Source organism: Bradyrhizobium sp. AUGA SZCCT0431, from assembly GCF_018131065.1.
Lineage (GTDB): Bacteria > Pseudomonadota > Alphaproteobacteria > Rhizobiales > Xanthobacteraceae > Bradyrhizobium.
The window spans coordinates 1-17627 of record NZ_JAFCLR010000007.1; the positions used below are offsets into that span (position 1 = coordinate 1).

The 17627-nt window shown below is 63.2% G+C and carries 16 protein-coding genes; 8 read left to right on the forward strand and 8 right to left on the reverse strand.

Going from position 1 to position 17627, the window contains the following annotated elements:
- Positions 1-611 precede the first annotated feature (611 nt).
- The 3 genes from JQ567_RS08025 to JQ567_RS08035 all read left to right on the forward strand — a co-directional run bounded on the left by JQ567_RS08025 (position 612) and on the right by JQ567_RS08035 (position 3939).
- Complete coding sequence (locus tag JQ567_RS08025) at positions 612-1997, forward strand: ABC transporter substrate-binding protein (protein ID WP_212438330.1); 1386 nt, start codon at positions 612-614, stop codon at positions 1995-1997.
- Positions 1998-2203: 206 nt separating this feature from the next.
- Positions 2204-3076: a carbohydrate ABC transporter permease gene (locus JQ567_RS08030; RefSeq protein ID WP_212438331.1), complete on the forward strand. Its 873-nt coding sequence runs from the start codon at positions 2204-2206 to the stop codon at positions 3074-3076.
- Complete coding sequence (locus JQ567_RS08035) at positions 3073-3939, forward strand: carbohydrate ABC transporter permease (protein WP_212438332.1); 867 nt, start codon at positions 3073-3075, stop codon at positions 3937-3939. Before JQ567_RS08030 ends, JQ567_RS08035 begins: the two co-directional genes overlap by 4 nt.
- Before the next feature lie 101 nt (positions 3940-4040).
- Here the strand turns inward: JQ567_RS08035 and JQ567_RS08040 are convergent, their stop codons facing one another.
- From JQ567_RS08040 to JQ567_RS08050, 3 genes are read right to left on the reverse strand one after another with little or no spacing between them, the layout of a single operon-like run.
- The gene (locus tag JQ567_RS08040) at positions 4041-4856 is read right to left on the reverse strand and encodes an ABC transporter permease (protein ID WP_212438333.1); all 816 of its coding nucleotides are present in this window, start codon (positions 4854-4856) and stop codon (positions 4041-4043) included.
- A complete protein-coding gene (locus tag JQ567_RS08045; protein ID WP_212438334.1) occupies positions 4856-5770 on the reverse strand; it encodes an ABC transporter permease in 915 nt (304 codons plus the stop codon). Before JQ567_RS08045 ends, JQ567_RS08040 begins: the two co-directional genes overlap by 1 nt.
- On the reverse strand, positions 5767-6867 hold the full coding sequence (locus tag JQ567_RS08050) for an ABC transporter ATP-binding protein (RefSeq protein ID WP_249165340.1): 1101 nt from the start codon (positions 6865-6867) through the stop codon (positions 5767-5769). Before JQ567_RS08050 ends, JQ567_RS08045 begins: the two co-directional genes overlap by 4 nt.
- Positions 6868-7134: 267 nt before the next feature.
- Between JQ567_RS08050 and JQ567_RS08055 the strand changes: the two genes are divergently transcribed.
- A complete protein-coding gene (locus JQ567_RS08055) occupies positions 7135-8448 on the forward strand; it encodes a tetratricopeptide repeat protein (protein WP_212438336.1) in 1314 nt (437 codons plus the stop codon).
- On the opposite strand, the gene JQ567_RS08060 is transcribed toward JQ567_RS08055, so the two are convergent.
- The 3 genes from JQ567_RS08060 to JQ567_RS08070 form a co-directional block, all read right to left on the reverse strand.
- Entirely contained in the window at positions 8433-9449 is a 1017-nt protein-coding gene (locus tag JQ567_RS08060) for an adenylate/guanylate cyclase domain-containing protein (protein WP_212438337.1), read from the reverse strand. The two genes, JQ567_RS08055 and JQ567_RS08060, sit on opposite strands and share 16 nt — an antisense overlap.
- Positions 9434-10927: a glycerol-3-phosphate dehydrogenase gene (locus tag JQ567_RS08065; protein ID WP_212438338.1), complete on the reverse strand. Its 1494-nt coding sequence runs from the start codon at positions 10925-10927 to the stop codon at positions 9434-9436. The genes JQ567_RS08060 and JQ567_RS08065 overlap by 16 nt, the downstream gene beginning before the upstream one ends.
- 150 nt (positions 10928-11077) lie before the next feature.
- Positions 11078-13780 (reverse strand): EAL domain-containing protein, encoded by a 2703-nt coding sequence (locus JQ567_RS08070; RefSeq protein WP_212438339.1) that lies wholly within the window; start codon positions 13778-13780, stop codon positions 11078-11080.
- A gap of 261 nt (positions 13781-14041) precedes the next feature.
- On the opposite strand from JQ567_RS08070, the gene JQ567_RS08075 reads away from it, so the two are divergent.
- Positions 14042-15145: an NAD(P)/FAD-dependent oxidoreductase gene (locus JQ567_RS08075; protein WP_212438340.1), complete on the forward strand. Its 1104-nt coding sequence runs from the start codon at positions 14042-14044 to the stop codon at positions 15143-15145.
- 101 nt (positions 15146-15246) lie between these two features.
- Here JQ567_RS08075 and JQ567_RS08080 read toward each other — a convergent pair whose 3' ends face one another.
- Positions 15247-15432, reverse strand: a complete 186-nt coding sequence (locus tag JQ567_RS08080; protein WP_192736781.1) for a YdcH family protein — start codon at positions 15430-15432, stop codon at positions 15247-15249.
- Positions 15433-15671: 239 nt separating this feature from the next.
- Here JQ567_RS08080 and JQ567_RS08085 point away from each other — a divergent pair, with 239 nt between their 5' ends.
- From JQ567_RS08085 to JQ567_RS08095, 3 genes are all read left to right on the forward strand, one after another.
- Positions 15672-15878 (forward strand): YdcH family protein, encoded by a 207-nt coding sequence (locus tag JQ567_RS08085; RefSeq protein ID WP_027538800.1) that lies wholly within the window; start codon positions 15672-15674, stop codon positions 15876-15878.
- Between the two features lie 334 nt (positions 15879-16212).
- Complete coding sequence (locus tag JQ567_RS08090) at positions 16213-16425, forward strand: hypothetical protein (RefSeq protein WP_212438341.1); 213 nt, start codon at positions 16213-16215, stop codon at positions 16423-16425.
- A 23-nt stretch (positions 16426-16448) separates the two neighbouring features.
- Positions 16449-16700, forward strand: a complete 252-nt coding sequence (locus JQ567_RS08095) for a hypothetical protein (protein WP_212032854.1) — start codon at positions 16449-16451, stop codon at positions 16698-16700.
- A 116-nt stretch (positions 16701-16816) separates the two neighbouring features.
- On the opposite strand, the gene JQ567_RS08100 is transcribed toward JQ567_RS08095, so the two are convergent.
- Positions 16817-17497 carry a GGDEF domain-containing protein gene (locus JQ567_RS08100; RefSeq protein WP_212438342.1) on the reverse strand — a complete coding sequence of 227 codons (681 nt, stop codon included), beginning with the start codon at positions 17495-17497 and terminating at the stop codon, positions 16817-16819.
- Positions 17498-17627 lie beyond the last annotated feature (130 nt).

The following is a 17627-nucleotide window of genomic DNA, read 5'->3' on the forward strand; positions in this document are numbered from 1 at the left end:
AGTTCCTGAGAGGCCAAAAGCTGATCAGGGTCGACGGTGGCAAGAAAGCCCGTTCACCGGGGAGATCGCGTTATAAGTCGTAAAGCCATTGCGCAGGGAAGGCCGGGTGTTCTCCGCTGCCCTGTATGCTCGTGTGCAGCCTACCAAGTGCAAATCGCACACGAGACCGCGGGTGCAGCGCGCACCCGGTCTTCCCTGCGCCCTCTTACGAGAGGGCGGGAAGTTTCTGGCAAAGCTCGGGCTTATCAGGCCGCGAGAATGCGAAGCAGTGTCGCCTCGGCCCGAATGGGCAATTGCGCATGCAAAGCCGGTATCCCATAGCCGCCGATGCACATGTTGTATGGGGCGATGCCGAAGTTGGATTTGGCTGGAACTTCAATCCCTCTCACAATCAAGATGGAGGTCGGCGCCCGTTCACAATTGCGCCCCAGGCCGGGACGACAAGGGCTAAACGACGTCGTTGACGCCTGATTGCCTGGCCAAGACGAACGCCTGGCCTAGCTGGAACAACCCTACACAAGTTTGCAACGCGCCATCTAGATCGCGCCGTTTGGTTGCGCTATCACTAATCCAACCGGTCAAAAACCCCGGCAAAATTCAGGGAGAATAACGTGAGATTCAAGGGAATTGGTGCAGTTTCACTCGCGGTCGCGGCTGTCGGGCTGTTTTACGCCACAGCGCCTGCGATGGCCCAGCAAAAAACGATTACCGTCTGGTTCGGCAAGGGCTTCTACAAGTCCGAGGACGACGCGCTGCTTGAGGCGATCAAGAAGTTCGAGGCCAAAACCGGCATCAAGGTCGAACTGTCGCAATACGCCATTCAGGACATGATTCCAAAGACGGTGGCGGCGATGGATTCGGGCACCGTGCCTGACGTCGCCTATTCCGACAGCTACGACGTGCAGGCGCAGGGCAAATGGGCCTACGAGGGCAAGCTCGAGGACCTCGGCGACATTCTGCTGCCGATGAAGTCGGCGTTCGCGCCGAACACGCTGGAGACCGCGCTGCTCTACAACGATGTGGCCAAGAAGAAGGGCTATTACGGCTATCCGCTGAAGCAGCAGAGCATGCACGTCCAGATCTGGAGCGACATGCTGGAGCAGGCCGGCTTCAAGCAAAGCGACATTCCGACCAAATGGGAAGATTACTGGTCGTTCTGGTGCGACAAGGTGCAGCCCGCCATCCGCAAGGCCACCGGTCAGCGCATCTATGCCGTCGGCCAGCCGATGGGCGTGGAATCCACCGACTCGTTCCAGTCGTTCTACACCTTCATGGACGCCTACAACGTCAAGCTGGTCGATGACGACGGCAAGCTTCTGGTCGACGATCCCAAGGTGCGCGAAAACCTGATCAAGGCGGTGAAGGACTACACCGACACCTACACCAGGGGCTGCTCGCCGCCCTCCTCCACCACCTGGAAGGATCCGGACAACAACGTCGCGTTCCACAACAAGACCATCGTGATGACGCACAACTTCACGATCTCGATCGCGGCAAAATGGCTCGACGACGCCAACAACCCGGCGCTGACGCCGGAACAGCGGGCGCTCGGCAGGAAGAACTACGACGAGACCATCATCACGGCTTCGTTCCCCAACAAGCCGGACGGCACGCCGATCAAGTACCGCTCCGACGTCAAGACCGGGCTGATGTTCACCTCCGCCAAGAACAAGGCCGAAGGCAAGGAGTTCATCAAGTTCCTGCTGCAGGAGGAAAACCTTCGGCCCTATATCGAAGGCGCGCTCGGCCGCTGGTTCCCGGTGACGACCGCAAGCCAGCAGAGCCCGTTCTGGCAGGCTGACCGGCATCGCAAAGCCGTCTACACTCAGTTCACCGGCGGCACCACGCCGTTCGACTTCACCAAGAACTGGAAGTTCACGATCCTGAACAACGAGAACGTGTGGGCCAAGGCGATGAACCGGGTGGTGAGCGAGAAGGTCCCGGTCGACAAGGCCGTCGACGAACTGATCGCCCGCCTCAAGCAAATCGCGGGTTAAAGAGCAAACGATGCCGGCCGTCGCTACAGCATTTTCCACCACGTCGTCCCGGCGAAGGCCGGGACCCATACGCCGTGTCGCTTGTTGTGGAAGGTGCTGTTCGACGGCCTTTGTTCGACCACGAGGCCCTGTGGTTATGGGTCCCGGCCTTCGCCGGGACGACGGCGTGGCTGCGGCCGGCAGTTTCTAGGATTAGAGCAAGAACAATGGCGATTACGATCTCGGGCGATCAGGCGATGCCAGGCCCGCCGCTGTCGGCCCGGCTGACCACCCCGCAGGTCTGGGGCATCGTGCTGGTGGCGCCCTACCTGCTGGTGTTTCTGGCCTTCGTGGTCTACCCGGTCGGGTACGGGCTGTGGCTGGCGCGTCATCCGGCGAGCTATGTCGCGCTCTATCACGATCCGATCTTCGCGCGCGCCGCGATCAATACGCTGATCTTTCTCCTGGTCGGCATCAACCTCAAAATGATGATCGCGCTGCTCCTGTCCGGCTTCTTCGCCCAGCAGCGCCCCTGGATCAAATGGCTGTCGGTGCTGTTCATCCTGCCCTGGGCAGTGCCTTCGATCCCGACCATTCTCTCCGTACGCTTCATGTTCAACCCCGAATGGGGCGTGGTCAATACGCTGATCTTCAAACTCACCGGCGATGACGGCCCGAACTGGCTCAATGACCCCACCGTGGCGCTTTCCATGGCGATCGGTGTGCACATCTGGAAATCGCTGCCGTTCTGGACGCTGATCCTGATGACCGGGCGGCTCGCGATCTCGCACGATCTTTACGAGGCGGCCGAAGTCGACGGCGCGAGCCGGACGCAGAAGTTCCGCTTCATCACCTGGCCGTCGATGCAGGCGCTGTATCTGACCTGTACCCTGCTCTCGATGATCTGGACGCTGGGCGACTTCAACAGCGTCTATCTGTTGACCGGCGGCGGACCTGCCGATCTCACCCATGTGCTGGCGACCCTCGGGATTCGCTATCTGCGGCTCGATCAGCTCAGCCTAGCGATGGCGTCCATCGTCTGCGCGCTGCCGTTCGTGCTGCCGCTGATCTATTTCATGATGAAACGGTTGTCGCGATGAAACTGCCAACGCCAAAGCTTCCAACCTGGCGCGAAGTCGGCGTCGAAGCCCGCCTCCTGCTGATCGGGATTCCCGTGTTCCTCTGGACCATGATCCCGATCTACCACATGTTCCTGTTCGCGATTTCGCCGAAGGAGGATGCGTTCTCCGGAAAGCTCTGGCCGGCGCATCCGACGCTGAACAATTTCCGCATTGTGTTCCATCAGGAGCATTACTTCCTGCGTGATTTCTGGATCCAGTTCTGGAATTCGATCGTGATCGCATTGGCGGCCGGCGCGCTGACGCTGCTGATCGCAACCGCGGCGGCGTTTGCGATCTCGCGGCTCAAGGTGCCTGGCGGGCGGTGGGTGATGAATCTCGCGCTGTTCACCTATTTCATCCCGGCGGCGTTCCTCGCCGTGCCGATGTACCGGACGATGGGCAATTACGGCCTGCTCAACAATCACTGGTCGCTGATTCTGGCGATGGTGACGATCGCCTCCCCCTACGCGATCTGGGTGCTGAAGCAGGCTTCCGACAAGCTGCCGGTCGAGCTCGACGAAGCCGCTACCATGGACGGCGCGACCATCCCGCAGCTGTTCAGGCTGGTCTATGTGCCGCTGATGATGCCGTCGCTGGTGGCGATCGGAACCTACGCGATCCTGCTCGCCTGGAACGAATATCTCTACGCGTTCCTGCTGCTCTCCAAGGACACCGAGATCACGCTGCCCGTGGCGCTCGGCAATTTCCTTGCCGCGGATGATTCGCCCTGGGAATTGCTGATGACCACCGGCTTCATCTACGCGCTGCCGCCGGCCGCGATCTACTACGCGTTCAAGCGGTATATGGTGGGCGGGCTGACGGCGGGTGCGGTGAAGTCGTGAGGAACGAAATCTAGATTGGCGTCATTGCGAGCGAAGCGAAGCAATCCATTCCTCGGCTGCGGCACTAAGGATTGCTTCGCTCCGCTCGCAATGACGAAAAACTACAGCGGTGCCGCGCTCTCGCCCTGCGAGCTCGATAATTTTGAGGCGAACGACGCAATCACGATCACGACCGCAATCAGCGCGATTACCATGGTGCAGATCGCGTTGATCTGCGGCTTCACCCCGAGCCGCACCTCGGAATAGATCCGGATCGGCAACGTCGCCGAACCCGGTCCCGTCGTAAAACTCGCGATCACGACGTCGTCGAGCGACAGCGTGAACGCCAGCATCCAGCCGGCAACGATCGCCGGGACGATCAGCGGCAGCGTCACGGACAAAAACGCCTTCACCGGATCGCAGCCGAGATCCATCGCGGCTTCCTCGAGGCTGCGGTCGATCGAGGCGAGGCGCGACTGCACCACCACGGTGACGAAGCACATCGTCAGCGTGGTGTGCGCTGTTGTCACGGTCCAGAAGCCGCGCTCGGCGTTGAGCGCGACGAACAGCAGCAGCAGCGACAGGCCCGAAATCACTTCCGGCATCACCAGCGGCGCATAGAGCATGCCTGAGAACAGCGAGCGGCCCTTGAAGCGCTCGCCGCGCGCCAGACCAATCGCGGCCAGCGTGCCGAGCAGGGTTGCGACCGTCGCCGACACCGCGGCGACGCGCAGGCTCATCCAGGCCGCGTCCAGCATGGCGCGGTCGTTGAAGAACTCAGTGTACCAGCGCAGCGACCAGCCGCCCCACACCGTCACCAGCCGCGAGGCGTTGAACGAGTAGATGACGAGAATGACGATCGGCAGATAGAGAAACGCCAGGCCCAGCGCCAGCGAGGTGATGTTGAACGGCGACATCCGGTTCACCTGGCGCGTCATCAGCCCCCTCCCCGCAGCGTGCGGCGCTGCAGCCGGTCATAGAGCAGCAGCGGCGGTATCAACAAAAGCAGCAGCGCGACCGCAGCGGCAGAGGCGACCGGCCAGTCCTTGTTGGTGAAGAATTCGAGCCACAGCGTCTGTCCGATCATCATCGAACCGGAACCGGCCAAGAGATCGGGGATCACGAATTCGCCGACGATCGGGATGAAGCACAGCAGCGCGCCGGCGCCGACGCCGGGCAGCGACAGCGGAAACGTCACCAGCCAGAACGCGCGTCCCGGTGAGGCGCCGAGATCGGACGCCGCTTCGATCAGCGAGAAATCCATTTTGGCGAGCGTGGCGTACAGCGGCAGGATCATGAACGGCAGATAGGAATAGACGATGCCGATATACATCGCGCTGTCGGTCGACAGCCACACCACGGGTGTCGAGACGATATGCAGCGCCAGCAGCACCTTATTGAGCAGACCGTCATGCTGCAGGATGTTGATCCAGGCATAGATCCGGATCAGGAACGAGGTCCAGAACGGCACGATGACCAGCATCATCGCGATTGGTTGCCAGCGCTGCGGCAGCCGCGCCATGCCATAGGCGATGGGGTAGCCGATCAGCAGCAGGATCGCCGTCGAGGTCACCGCGACGAAGATGCTGCGCAAGTACGAGGAGATGTAGAGACTGTCCGAGACCAGCAGTTTGAAATTGTCCAGCGACAGTTCCGCCAACGCCGCCTTGATCGCGGCCCATCCCGCGGTGAGGTCGAACAGCGGCACGTAGGGCGGCTGCGCGATCGCGGTCTGCGACAGGCTTATTTTGAGCACGAATCCGAACGGCACCAGGAAGAACAGCACCATCCACAGATAGGGCGCGATCGCGGCCAGCCGCGCCGGACGGGCGAAGATGCTGCGCGCGCTCATTGTTCCAGCACCATGCAATCGTCAGGCGTGAACCAGGCCACGACGCGCTGGCCCGCGAGATAGGCGTCCATGTCGAGCCGCGCGGTATTGGCCATCGACACGCGCACCACCGCGCCCGACTCCAGCTTGACCTTGTACGCGGTGAGCCCGCCGAGATAGCTGACATCTGTCACCACGCCCTCGAGCCGGTTGATCGCATGTGTATTGGCCGCATCCGACACCGGGGCGCGGCGCGACAGTTTCACCTTCTCGGGGCGGATCGCGACACAGACCGTGGCCTTGGTAACCCGCTGGCGCGGCTCGGTGACCGCAAGCGTGACACCCTCCTTGGTCGTGACCAGCAGCCGGTTATTTTCGCGCCAGCCAACCTCGCCATCGAACAGATTGACGTCGCCGATGAACTCCGCGATCCAGCGCGAATGCGGTGCCTCGTAGAGCTCGCGCGGGCTGGCGACCTGTTCGAGGCGGCCGGCATCCATCACCCCGATCCGGTTGGCGACTGTCATCGCCTCTTCCTGGTCGTGGGTGACGATGATGAAGGTCATGCCGAGCCGGCGCTGCAGGTCCATCAATTCGAGCTGCGTGCTCTCGCGCAGCTTTTTGTCCAGCGCAGCCAGCGGCTCGTCGAGCAACAGCACCTGCGGGCGGCGGGCCAGCGAGCGCGCCAGCGCCACGCGCTGCTTCTGGCCGCCGGAGAGCTGATCGGGCTTGCGCTTCTCCATGCCTTCGAGCTTGACCAGCGCAACCATCTCGGCGACGCGGGTGGCGATCTGGTCGCGCGCCATGCCGGCGCGCTTCAGGCCGAACGCGATATTGTCCCGCACCGACAGATGCGGAAACAGCGCGTAGTTCTGGAACATCATGTTGACCGGGCGCAGATGCGGCGGCACCTGCGCGATGTCCTTGGCCCCAAGCAGGATGCGGCCCTCGTCCGGCGTCTCGAAGCCGGCGAGCATGCGCAGCAGCGTGGTCTTGCCGCAGCCGCTCGGACCCAGCAGCGCAAAAAATTCCCCGGCCCGGATATCGAGCGACAGCCGGTCCACCGCGCGGAAACTGCCGAACGTCTTGCCGACCCCCTCGATGCGCAGCAGCGGCATGTCGGCGGCCGGCTCGAACTGCGGCGCCGGGCTTACAGCCGCTTGAGGCGGCGGCTCCGGCTTCGCGGGGTCTGCGACCCCATCGGCCTTCGGCGTAATTTCCGGCGATTCCTCGGTCATGTCCCCTGCCAGCCCTCGCTGCCGCACGCTAGCGGCGGATCGGCACCGGCTCAACCGCTTCGCGCCGCACAGTCACAATATTATCGCTGTCGCCGGTCATGTCTCTGCTAGGCTTGGCACTCACCGCGCGCATCACGGAACAAGAAAATGAACCGGGACCGATATGATCTGCCGCTGACGACTACCTCTGACCGCGCCGCCGCGCATTATCGCGACGGCATGGACTGCATGTTGTCGGCCTGGCACGGCGCCGAGGACGCCTTCGACCGCGCGATCCGGGAAGATGGTGATTTCGCGCTGGCGCATATCGCGCGCGCCCGCCTGCATCAGCTCAATATGCAGGGGAATGAAGCACGCAACATGGCTGCCCATGCACGGCAACTGGCCGCCGGCGCCGACGCCCGTGAGCGCCAGCATATCGAGGTCATGGCTGCCGTGATCGAGGGCAAGCCGAAAGTGGCCGTCAGCGGCGCGGAAGCGCATCTCGAGGAATATCCCCGCGATGCGCTGGTGCTGTCGATGCTGCTTGGCGCCTTCGGGCTCTACGCGTTTTCAGGCCGCGCCGACCACGACGCCGCCAAGCTTGCGGTATGCGAGCGTGTCGCCAGGCATTACGGCGAGGATTGGTGGTTCCTGAGTTATCTCGGCTGGTCGCATACCGAAGCCGGCAATCTCGCCACCGGCCGTGCCTTGAGCGAACGCGCGATGGGGTTGCGGGCTGAGAACGCCAACGCCGCGCACGGCCTGTCGCACGCGATGTTCGAGCAAGGCGACCTGGCGGCGGGCCGCCAGTTTCTTTCCGCGTGGCTTCCCGCCCACGACCGCAAGAGCTTTCTGCACGGGCATCTGTGGTGGCACATCTCGCTGACCGCGCTCGACGAAGGCGATCTAGAAGGCGCGCTTGCGATCTACGAACGGCAAATCAAGCCGGCCGATCGGCCTTATCCGCCGCTGAATATTTTCACCGACGGCGCCTCGCTATTGTGGCGGTTGTCGCTCGCCGGCAAATCCGGGCTGGAGCCGCATTGGCGCGATGTCGCCGCCTATGGCGAAAAATATTTCCCGCAGGCCGGGGCGCATTTCGCCGACGTGCATCATGCGCTGGCCGCCGCAGCAATCGGCGGCGAGGCGCTGGACACGCGACTGGCGCAGCTGGAGGCCCGTGCCGCCGACGGTAAACTGCCGCCGGGCCGCGCGGCCATCGACATGTGCCGCGGCATGCGGGCCTTCACCGACGGTGATCATGACGGCGCGATCCGCCTGCTTGAACCCGCGATGGCCGAATTGGTGCGGATCGGCGGCAGCCACGCCCAGCGCGAATTGTGGGAGGACACGCTGATCGTGGCGTATTTGCGCGGTGGACACCGCGAGAAGGCCGCCGGGCTGATCTCCACCCGGCTCGAGCGCAGGCCGTCCGCACGTGACGCGGCCTGGTCGCGCGAAGTTCAGGCGCGGCGTTGAACGGCAAACACTTCGATCGCCGCCGTACGGCCGCGCAATTGGGCAGTACCGAGCGGTTCAACCAGGATATTTGAATTGGGCCGGACACGGCTGAGCAGATCGGCGGAGACCAGCAGATTGCGGCCGGCCTCCTTGCAATATTCCTGCAGCCGCGCGGTCACGTTCACGGTGTCGCCGAAATAGGCCAGCTGACGCCGCGAGTTGCCGCATTCGCTGATCACCACGGGACCGGCATGCAGGCCGGCGCGGAAGCCCGGCACCATGCCGAACTCTTCCCGGTAGGAAACCGCTTTTCCCGCGATCGTATCCGTGATCGCAAAGAAGCAGTCGATGCAATTTCCGCCCGACATTTTCTCGTCGAGCGGCCATGTAACGATGACCTCGTCGCCGACATAGGCATGGACTTCGCCGCCATGCGCGACGATGGCCTCATCGATGTCGTAGAAAAAGCGGGTGAGAAGGCTTTGCACGCGCAGTTCGCCCATCGCCTCGGCGAGCGAGGTGGAGCCCGCGAGGTCGAGGAACATCAGCACGCGTTCTTCCCGCACCGGGCTGCGATATCGCCCGAGAGCTACGTTGAAAAGAACCCGGCTGCCGACCAACCGGGTTAGTTCGAAGACCACCCCAACCAACAGCGACGGGAAAAATCCGATCGCAACGATCCAGGGAAATTCGTTAATCAGCCAGTGGGCCTCGATCCACTCTCCGTAAAGCACGATCTGCAAGGCCAGGATTGCCACCGCGATCGCAATCGCCATTGTCGCGGATCGCAACGCCAGATCCGCCAACAACGGCCATCTGGCGACCCACGCGCTCCGGCGCGACGTGAAATAGCGATGCACGCCCCAGCCGGCGAGCGTGACGCCCATCCCGTGAAAGCCGCTGCGGACATAGTTCGGTACCGAGGCTTCGATCGGAAGGTCAAAGAAATAGCGATAGGCCATTCCGAGAAGGAAGCCATTGACGGCAAGGACGATGGTCGGATTTATCGAGCGCCGCATGCCAGCTCCGATGACACCGTCGCCATGAACGCCGCCAGCGCGTCGCGGTCCGCCGCCGGCATGGTCAGGCCGAGCTTGGAGCGCCGCCACAAAATATCGTCCGGGAAGCGCGCCCATTCGTGCTTCATGAGATAGTGCACTTCCGCGCCCGTCAGTTCAGGCCCAAACGCCGGGCCGAGATCGCCGCGATCCCTGGCCTCGCCAAGGATCGCCTTGACGTACGACCCATAGGCGCCGACCAGGCGGCGGGCGTGTTCCTCGCTGAGAAACCGCCAGCGCGCGCGCACCTCATCGACTTCGTTCTCGAAGCGGCTCCAGGCAAAATCGCCGCCGGGCAGCGGCGCCGTCGCAGTCCAGCGCGGCGACATCGGATAAAACGGCGTCAGCCTGGAGACCGCCCTTTCGGCGCGCAGCCGCGAGGTGGTGACGTCGCCGCCGAAGATCGTGATCAGCGGCGCCTTGCGGCGACCGTGGTCGAAGCTCATCGCACCGTCCCACGCTGCCCGGCTGTTCGCGGGGTTCATCACCAGGTTGGCGCCGGAAACCGTCCGCACCACGTCGAACGGCTCGATCCGCTCGCGGAAATACCGGTTGGCGGCATCGCAGAGATAAGCGACGTCATTGGCCGCCATCGCGACAATGGCGGGATCACCCTTAAAGGCATGGCCAACCGTGCCGATCAGGGTGAAATCGCGCTCATAGGGGCTGGCGAAAATCAGCCGGCGGTCGCTGTTCTGGAATACGTAGACGTTGTCGGTGTCGAACAGGCGGCGAACGACGATCTGGCTCATCTGGATCGTGGCAAGCTTGGGTGGCGGCTGGCGCAGCACGGTCTCGGCGACGGTCGCGGTCCAGGCCCCGGTGGCGTTGACCAGCGCCCGCGCGGTCACGACCTGACGATGGCCACGATCGATCGTCACCAGCCGCCAGGTGTCGCCCCGCTCGGCGCGGGTGCAGCGGGCGCCGGTGCGGATCGCGGCGCCCCGTGCCGCGGCATCGACGGCGGTCAGCACGACCAGGCGGGAATCGTCGACGACGCAGTCGGAATATTCGAAGGCCGTTCCGAACGGCCGCTTCAGCGGATTGCCGACCGGATGGTGGGTGACGTCGACGGTGGCGGAGCGCGGCAACGGCGCGCGCGAGGCCAGCCGGTCATACAGCAACAGCCATGACCGCAACTGCCAGGCCGGGCGTTCGTCGGCGTGGGCGGGGATGGCAAAGCGCATCGGGCGCACCAGATGTGGCGCGATCCGGAGCCAAATGTCGCGCTCGGCCAATGCCGCACGGACGCGAAGGAAGCGACGTCGCTCGAGCCCCGCCAGATCGCCATGGACCAGCCGCGGCGAGGCCGAGGAGGCACCCGCACCGAGATCGCCCTGCTCCAGCAGGATCACGCGCAGGCCGCGGCCGGCGGCATCGCGCGCGATGCCAACGCCGTTCAACCCGCCGCCGATGATCGCAAGATCGTAATCCGCCATGCAACGCTTACAGTCGAGAACCGAGGTGCACGACAACATAGCGCTTTCGCGCGAAGTGGATACCGGTTCGCATCGCAATCAAGTAGATTGCGTAGACTTATCTGCGGTAGAAAACGCGTCAAACAAAAGCGTAGAGCCTGCGCGCAGGCTCTAGCCGGTCTTGCGCGTGGACTCGATACCGTTGATGACGTTGCGCCCGACCAGCGCGGCGTATTGCCCGATCGGCAGGGGCTTGCCGATGAAATAGCCCTGCACCGCGTCGCAGCCCTCTTCCGACAGGAAGCCGAGCTGTTCCTGGGTTTCGACGCCCTCGGCGACGATCGACATTTCGAGGCCGTGGCCGAGGTCGATGACGGCGCGCACGATCGCGGCCGATTGCGGATTGCGCCCGAGATGCATGACGAAGGCGCGGTCGATCTTGATCTTGTCGAACGGGAACGCCTGCAGGTAGCTCAGCGAGGAGTAGCCGCTGCCGAAATCGTCCATCGAGATGCGCACGCCGAGCGCCTTGAGCCGCCGGAGCAGCGCCAGGCCGCGATCGAAATCCTCGATCAGCACGCCTTCGGTGATTTCGAGCTCGAGCCGATCGGGAGCCAGCCCGGTTTCGAGCAGGATCGAATGCACCAGACTGACCACATCGCCGTGCATGAACTGCGCCGGCGACAAATTGACCGCGATCTGCATCGGCACCGGCCAGGAGGCCGCCTCCCGGCAGGCCTCGCGCAGGATCCATTCGCCCATTTCGACGATCAGGCCGCTTTCTTCCGCCAGCGGAATGAAATCGCCTGGTGACACGAAGCCGCGTACCGGGTGCATCCAGCGCGCCAGCGCCTCGAAGCCGATCACTTCGCTGGTGGCAACCGTCGGACCCGAAGTGGCCTGCGGCTGGTAGTACAGCGACAATTCGCCGTTCTTGATCGCGACCGAGAGGTCCTGGTGCAGCACGCGGCGGTCGCGGATCTGCTGGTCCATCTCGGGCTCGAAGACGCTGATGGAGCCGCGCGATTTTGCTTTCGCCCGGAACAGCGCCGCCCCGGAATTGGCGAGCAGGGCTGCCGCGTCCGACCCGTTGTGCGGAAATACCGAGATGCCCGTGGTGGCACCGGCCCGAACCGGCTTGCCGTCGATGTGGAACTCCTTCGCCAGCGCGATCGCGACCTGCTCGGCCAGCGCGATGCCCGCGGAGGGCTGTTTGCCGTCGATGATCAACCCGAATTCGTCGCCGCCGAGCCGGGCCACCACGCCGCCGCGGGCGCAGTCCTGCAGGCGCTGGGCGACCTCGGTCAGCACCTTGTCGCCCATCGCGTGACCGAACACGTCGTTCACTTCCTTCAGCCCGTCGAGGTCGATGCAGAGCACCGCGAATTCCTCTTCGGTACCCTCGCAGGCCTCGATCATCTGGGCCAGCGCCTGCAGGAAGGCGGCGCGGTTCGGCAGATCGGTCAGGCCGTCATGATAGGCCATGTGCGCCATCCGCGACTCGGTCTGACGGCGGTCGGTGACGTCCTCATGGGTCTTGATCAGATATTGCGGCTCACCGGCATCATCGAGCACCGTCATCCGGCGGGTCAGGAACAGCCGCAGGCCATCCTTGGTCGAAATCGGGTGTTCCTCGGTCAGAAGGCCGCGCTTCTTGATCGCCGCCTCGTCGCGCGCGATGATCAGCTTGGCTTCGCGCGGATTGAAGATATCGGCAGCCGTCAGTCCGGTGGCGTCCTCGCGGCGGCGGTTGAGGATGGTTTCGGCGCTGCGGTTGGCGAGCAGGTATTTTCCGTCCGAGACGCGCTCGACGATCAGCGAGACCGGAATGTTGTCGACCACGAGTTCGAGGAACTTCTTGGTACTCTCCAGTTCACGCGACAACGAGCGGCGGTCGGTGACGTCGTCGAACAGTGCGATCAGGAATTCGGGCTGGTTGTTCTCATCGCGCGCGATCACGCGGTTGGAGGCGAGGACGCGCTTCTCGGAGCCGCGCTCGACCTCGAACTCACTGCGGTGGTAGCCTTCCGGCGCCTTCAGCGCCGACTGGTCCGCGGTGTCGATAGTGCGTGCGGTCTCGGGTTGGAATATCTCGTCGGCGCGCTTGCCGACGATATGGTCGCGCGAGAAGCGCGAGAAACGCTCGAACGCGCGGTTGGCGAAAATATAGCGGCCGTCCTCGATGTTCTTGGCGGCGACACAGACCGGAACGTTGTCGAGCACCGATTCCAGGAACTGCGTGGTCGACGCAAGCTTGCGCGAAAGCTTGCGCTGCTCCGTGCAATCCTCATGGGTCGCGACCGACCCGCCATTCGGCAGGCGGAAATACTTGACCAGAACCGATTTGCCGTTTGGCAGTTCGGTGATCAGGCCGTCCGCGGTGGCGGCCTGGGCATAGAATTCGTCGACGCTGACATCCAGCGCGCCGCGCTTGCGCCGCTCTTCCAGCAGTTCCGGCCCGGTCATGTTGCGGGGAATGTCCGAGCGGACCAGGCCATAGATTTCGAGATAGCGGTCGTTGCAGTAGATGATGCGCTGACGGACGTCGGTCATCACCACGCCCTGGCTGAGATTGTTCAGGGCTGAGCTGACGAACGCACTGCGCCGGAGTTGCGAACGCTTGACCCGGCGCAGCGCCGACAGCACCCACAGCCCGGCCGCAGCCAGAAACGATACGGCCACGATGCCGCCGATCAGCATCTCCCAGATCATGCTGGGGTCGAGTTCGCCGAAATAGCTCGACGGCGCCAAGCCGCCGGCAACGGGCGGCGCGGCCCATGCCAACCCGCACGACGCAGAGGTGGCGAGCAGACACACGAGGGCCAGCGCCGGAATCGAATCCCTCCCGCCTGCCTGCCAATTCTTGCCAGCCATCATTCACCCGCGGATTTCCCGGTGGAGTGTCTGGCTTGACGGGTTTGGATCGGGTAAACGCCTACCCTTGCAATCGGAAAATGCGACTCAAATTACGGCAATTGCCCTGACATGATTAATGCTTCACTAACAGGATCGGACCTCAGGGCATATGTCGAGGCAATCCAACGGGTTGTTGGGGCATACTTCTGAACGAAACGATAATAAAACAAGCGCGCCGCGGGCGTGATGGCGCGCCAAATTTCCGGACCTGAAGCTTACATGGACAAGGTTGATTGCGTCGTCATCGGAGCGGGAGTGATCGGGCTCGCGATCGCGCGGCGGCTCGCCCAGTACGGCCGCGAAGTCATCGTGCTGGAGGCGGCCGAGGGCATCGGCACCATCACCTCATCGCGCAACAGCGAAGTGATCCACGCCGGTATCTATTACCGCGCCGGCAGCCTGATGGCGCAGATGTGCGTCAGTGGCAAACGGGCGCTCTACGAATATTGCCGCGACCACGGCATCCCGCATCGCAATTGCGGCAAGCTGATCGTCGCGACGACACCTGCGGAAACCGAAAAGCTGCAATCGATCCGCGCCCATGCCGAAGCCAATGGCGTCGACGACATGCAGCTCCTGACCGGCGAAGCGGCGCGGGCGCTGGAGCCGGCGCTGAATTGCGACGCGGCCCTGCTCTCGCCGTCGACCGGCATCATCGACAGCCACGCCTACATGCTGGCGCTGCGCGGCGATGCCGAGGAAGCTGGTGCCGCCTACGCGTTTTACACGCCGCTGCTGCGCGCCCGGGCAAACGCGGGCAGGATTGAAATCGAGACGGGCGGCGAAGCGCCGATGGTTCTGGAATGTAACCTGCTGGTCAACGCGGCGGGATTGGGCGCGCCTTCGGTCGCGCGCAGCATCGAGGGCATGCCGATCGAGCTGATACCGCCGGCGTATCTCGCCAAAGGCAATTATTTCAGCTGCAGCGCGCGGGCGCCGTTTTCACGGCTGATCTATCCGGTGCCGGAGCCCGGCGGGCTTGGCGTCCACCTCACGCTCGACATGGCCGGACAGGCGCGCTTCGGTCCGGACGTGGAATGGGTCGAGAGCATCGACTACGCCGTCGACCCGGCCCGTGCCGACAGGTTCTATCCCGCGATCCGGCGCTATTGGCCGACGCTGCCGGACGGTGCGCTGATGCCGAGCTATTCCGGAATCCGGCCGAAGATCGTGCCACCTGCGGTTGCCACGCAGGATTTCCTGATCCAGGGACCGCGCGCGCACGGCGTCACTGGACTGATCAACCTGTTCGGGATCGAATCGCCGGGACTGACGTCGTCCCTGGCGATCGCTGATCATGTTGGTGAGCTGGCAGAGCAGTAAGCGATAAATGCAAGATAATTTCGCAATACAACCTATACGGATGAGCGCAAAAGCGCCCATCCGGCGGTGAATTACGTTTCGCTATTCTGCTGGAGACCGGTTTAGTGGACCGTATCGCTGGCGGTTTGTTTCAACCGCTCGATCTCGTCCTTGACCATCAACTTGCGGCGCTTCAACTCGACAATGTGCAGATCGTCTGTGGAAAGGTGCACGAGCGCTTCGTGCAATTCGTTTTCGAGGATCTTGTGTTTACGTTCAAGTTCAACAAGATGCGCCTGTAGAGCCATACGAAATCTCCTCGGTGGGTGAAACCTCAGATTCGATCCGGACGAAGGAGTGTACACCAGCCGCCGAATCTGTCGATGGCTATCCAGAATCGGGCCTCTCATTTTTTCGGATTTATCTGTAACCAATCGTGACTATGGAACCGGGTCAGCTTGCGGACCGGGCCCGCAGGGACGATATTTCGCTGGCGGCTTCGCAAGCCGTCTACAACCTCATCGTGCTTTTGCAGTAAGCGTACGCCATGACCGACGAAGATGAGCGCGAGCTCGAAAACGAGCTTGCCCGGCTGCAGCAGGAGCATCGCGATCTCGATGCGGCGATCGACGCGCTGCATCAGTCGCCGGCGCCGGATCTGCTGCGGCTGCAGCGGCTGAAGAAGCGCAAACTGCAATTGCGCGACCGCATCGCCTTCATCGAAGATCAGATCACGCCTGATATCATTGCCTGATCGCAGGCTGATCGCGCGGGCGGCGGATGCTGCGGAGGACAAGCGGCACGAAGATGAACAGCCGCAACCTGGCTGCCGCCGATCGGTTCACCCGGCAGGTGCGAGTTTTTTTCGGAACGGTGGGGCTATAGCCAAGAGACCGCCGGCCTGCGGCAAATCCCTTTTCCCCGACATCCACAAGGCGCCGCGGTTGCGACGAACATTCAGGGTCTCGATCGCGTCGCCGGCAGCCGGTTGAGCACGGGAAAACGAATTTTCGCGCACGCTCTTCGCTTGACTCCAAAAGAACAAAAGAGGAACATGCCTCCCTGCCGCCAGCAAAGGGAGTTCTGTCATGTCCGCACCACCGTCCCTGTCCGACAACAACCGCTACGAGCAAGCCTGCGATCAGGCGATCGCGATGTGCGACGGCAATCTGCGCTCGACCATCAAGGCGCTGATCATGGCCAACGAATATCTGGAAACCGAGCTGGAGGAATTGCAGGCGGCGATATCCGCCGGCTGCGTGCCGACCCAACCCTTGCGCACCAGCAGCACCGCTGCCTGACCAGCGAAACCGGAGCGACGATGATGGCCGATGTCACCTATTACGTTGCATTGCCATTCCTGCAGGACGATGACGGCTCGCCGGTTGCTGGCGCTGCCGAGGAGTGCCAGAGTCCGACCACCGCGCTGCGCCGCGCCGAGATCCTGTCGCGAGCCCCCGGCAGCATCGGCGCAGTCGCGTTCAGCCGCAGCGGCGATCCCATGATCGGCGAATTCGGCGACGCGCAATTGCTGCGGAAGTTCGGCAACGTGCCGGAAGATTTGAGCGGGCTTTGATCGTTTGCGAGCATTCGTAGGGTGGGCAAAGCGAAGCGTGCCCACCATTCAGTGCGATGATCAAAGATGGTGGGCACGGCGCAAGTGCGCGCCTTTGCCCACCCTACGAACTCCGTTCACACCTCATGCCGCCGCTGCGCCTTGCGGACATACATCGCGCTGTCGGCCTCTTCCAGCGCGCGGCCCAATTCCGCGTGAGGACCGAGGATCGCGACGCCGGCGGAGGCGCCCGCAGTAACGGTGCTGCCACCAAACACAAAGGTGAGGCGATCGATCGCCCCCTCCAGCAACGCCGCCTTGGCCCTGGCATCGGTTTCGCTGAGATTCCACAACAGCAGCGCGAACTCGTCGCCGCCGAGCCGGCCGATCACATCCGATGCGCGCACATGGGCCAGCAGCGTCTTCACGATGGCCTTGAGCACCTCGTCGCCGGCGGCATGACCGAAAGCGTCGTTGATCGGCTTCAGGCGATCGACGTCGAGCACGATCAGGGCGCCGCTCGCGTGGTAACGCTTGATGAATGCGATCGCGCGGTGCAATTCGCGCTCAAAACCGCGCCGGTTCGGAATATCCAGCAGGAAGTCGGTATCGGCTGAGGCCTGCAGCTCCTCGATTCGTGCCCGAGCCCGCGCCAATTGCGTCTTGAGCCGGCGGATCGTCGATTTGGGGTCAACGGACGGAGCCGAGGACGGGCTTGCGGACTTGCGGATCCCGCGCGGCGCGGCTTTTCGTCCTGCCGGGGCCGTTTTCGGGCGTTTTGCGGTTCCCGCAGCCGCTGCCCTGGTTTTCTTCTTCATGACCTTCCCTGTGCAGGCATGCGTAAGAAGGCTTGCCCGGATTCACCAAGACAGGATAGTCCATTCCTTATCCCTTGCCATGCCTTGGATGACGCCCGGGCCGCCCCTATAATCGGCCTATGTTTCTGGA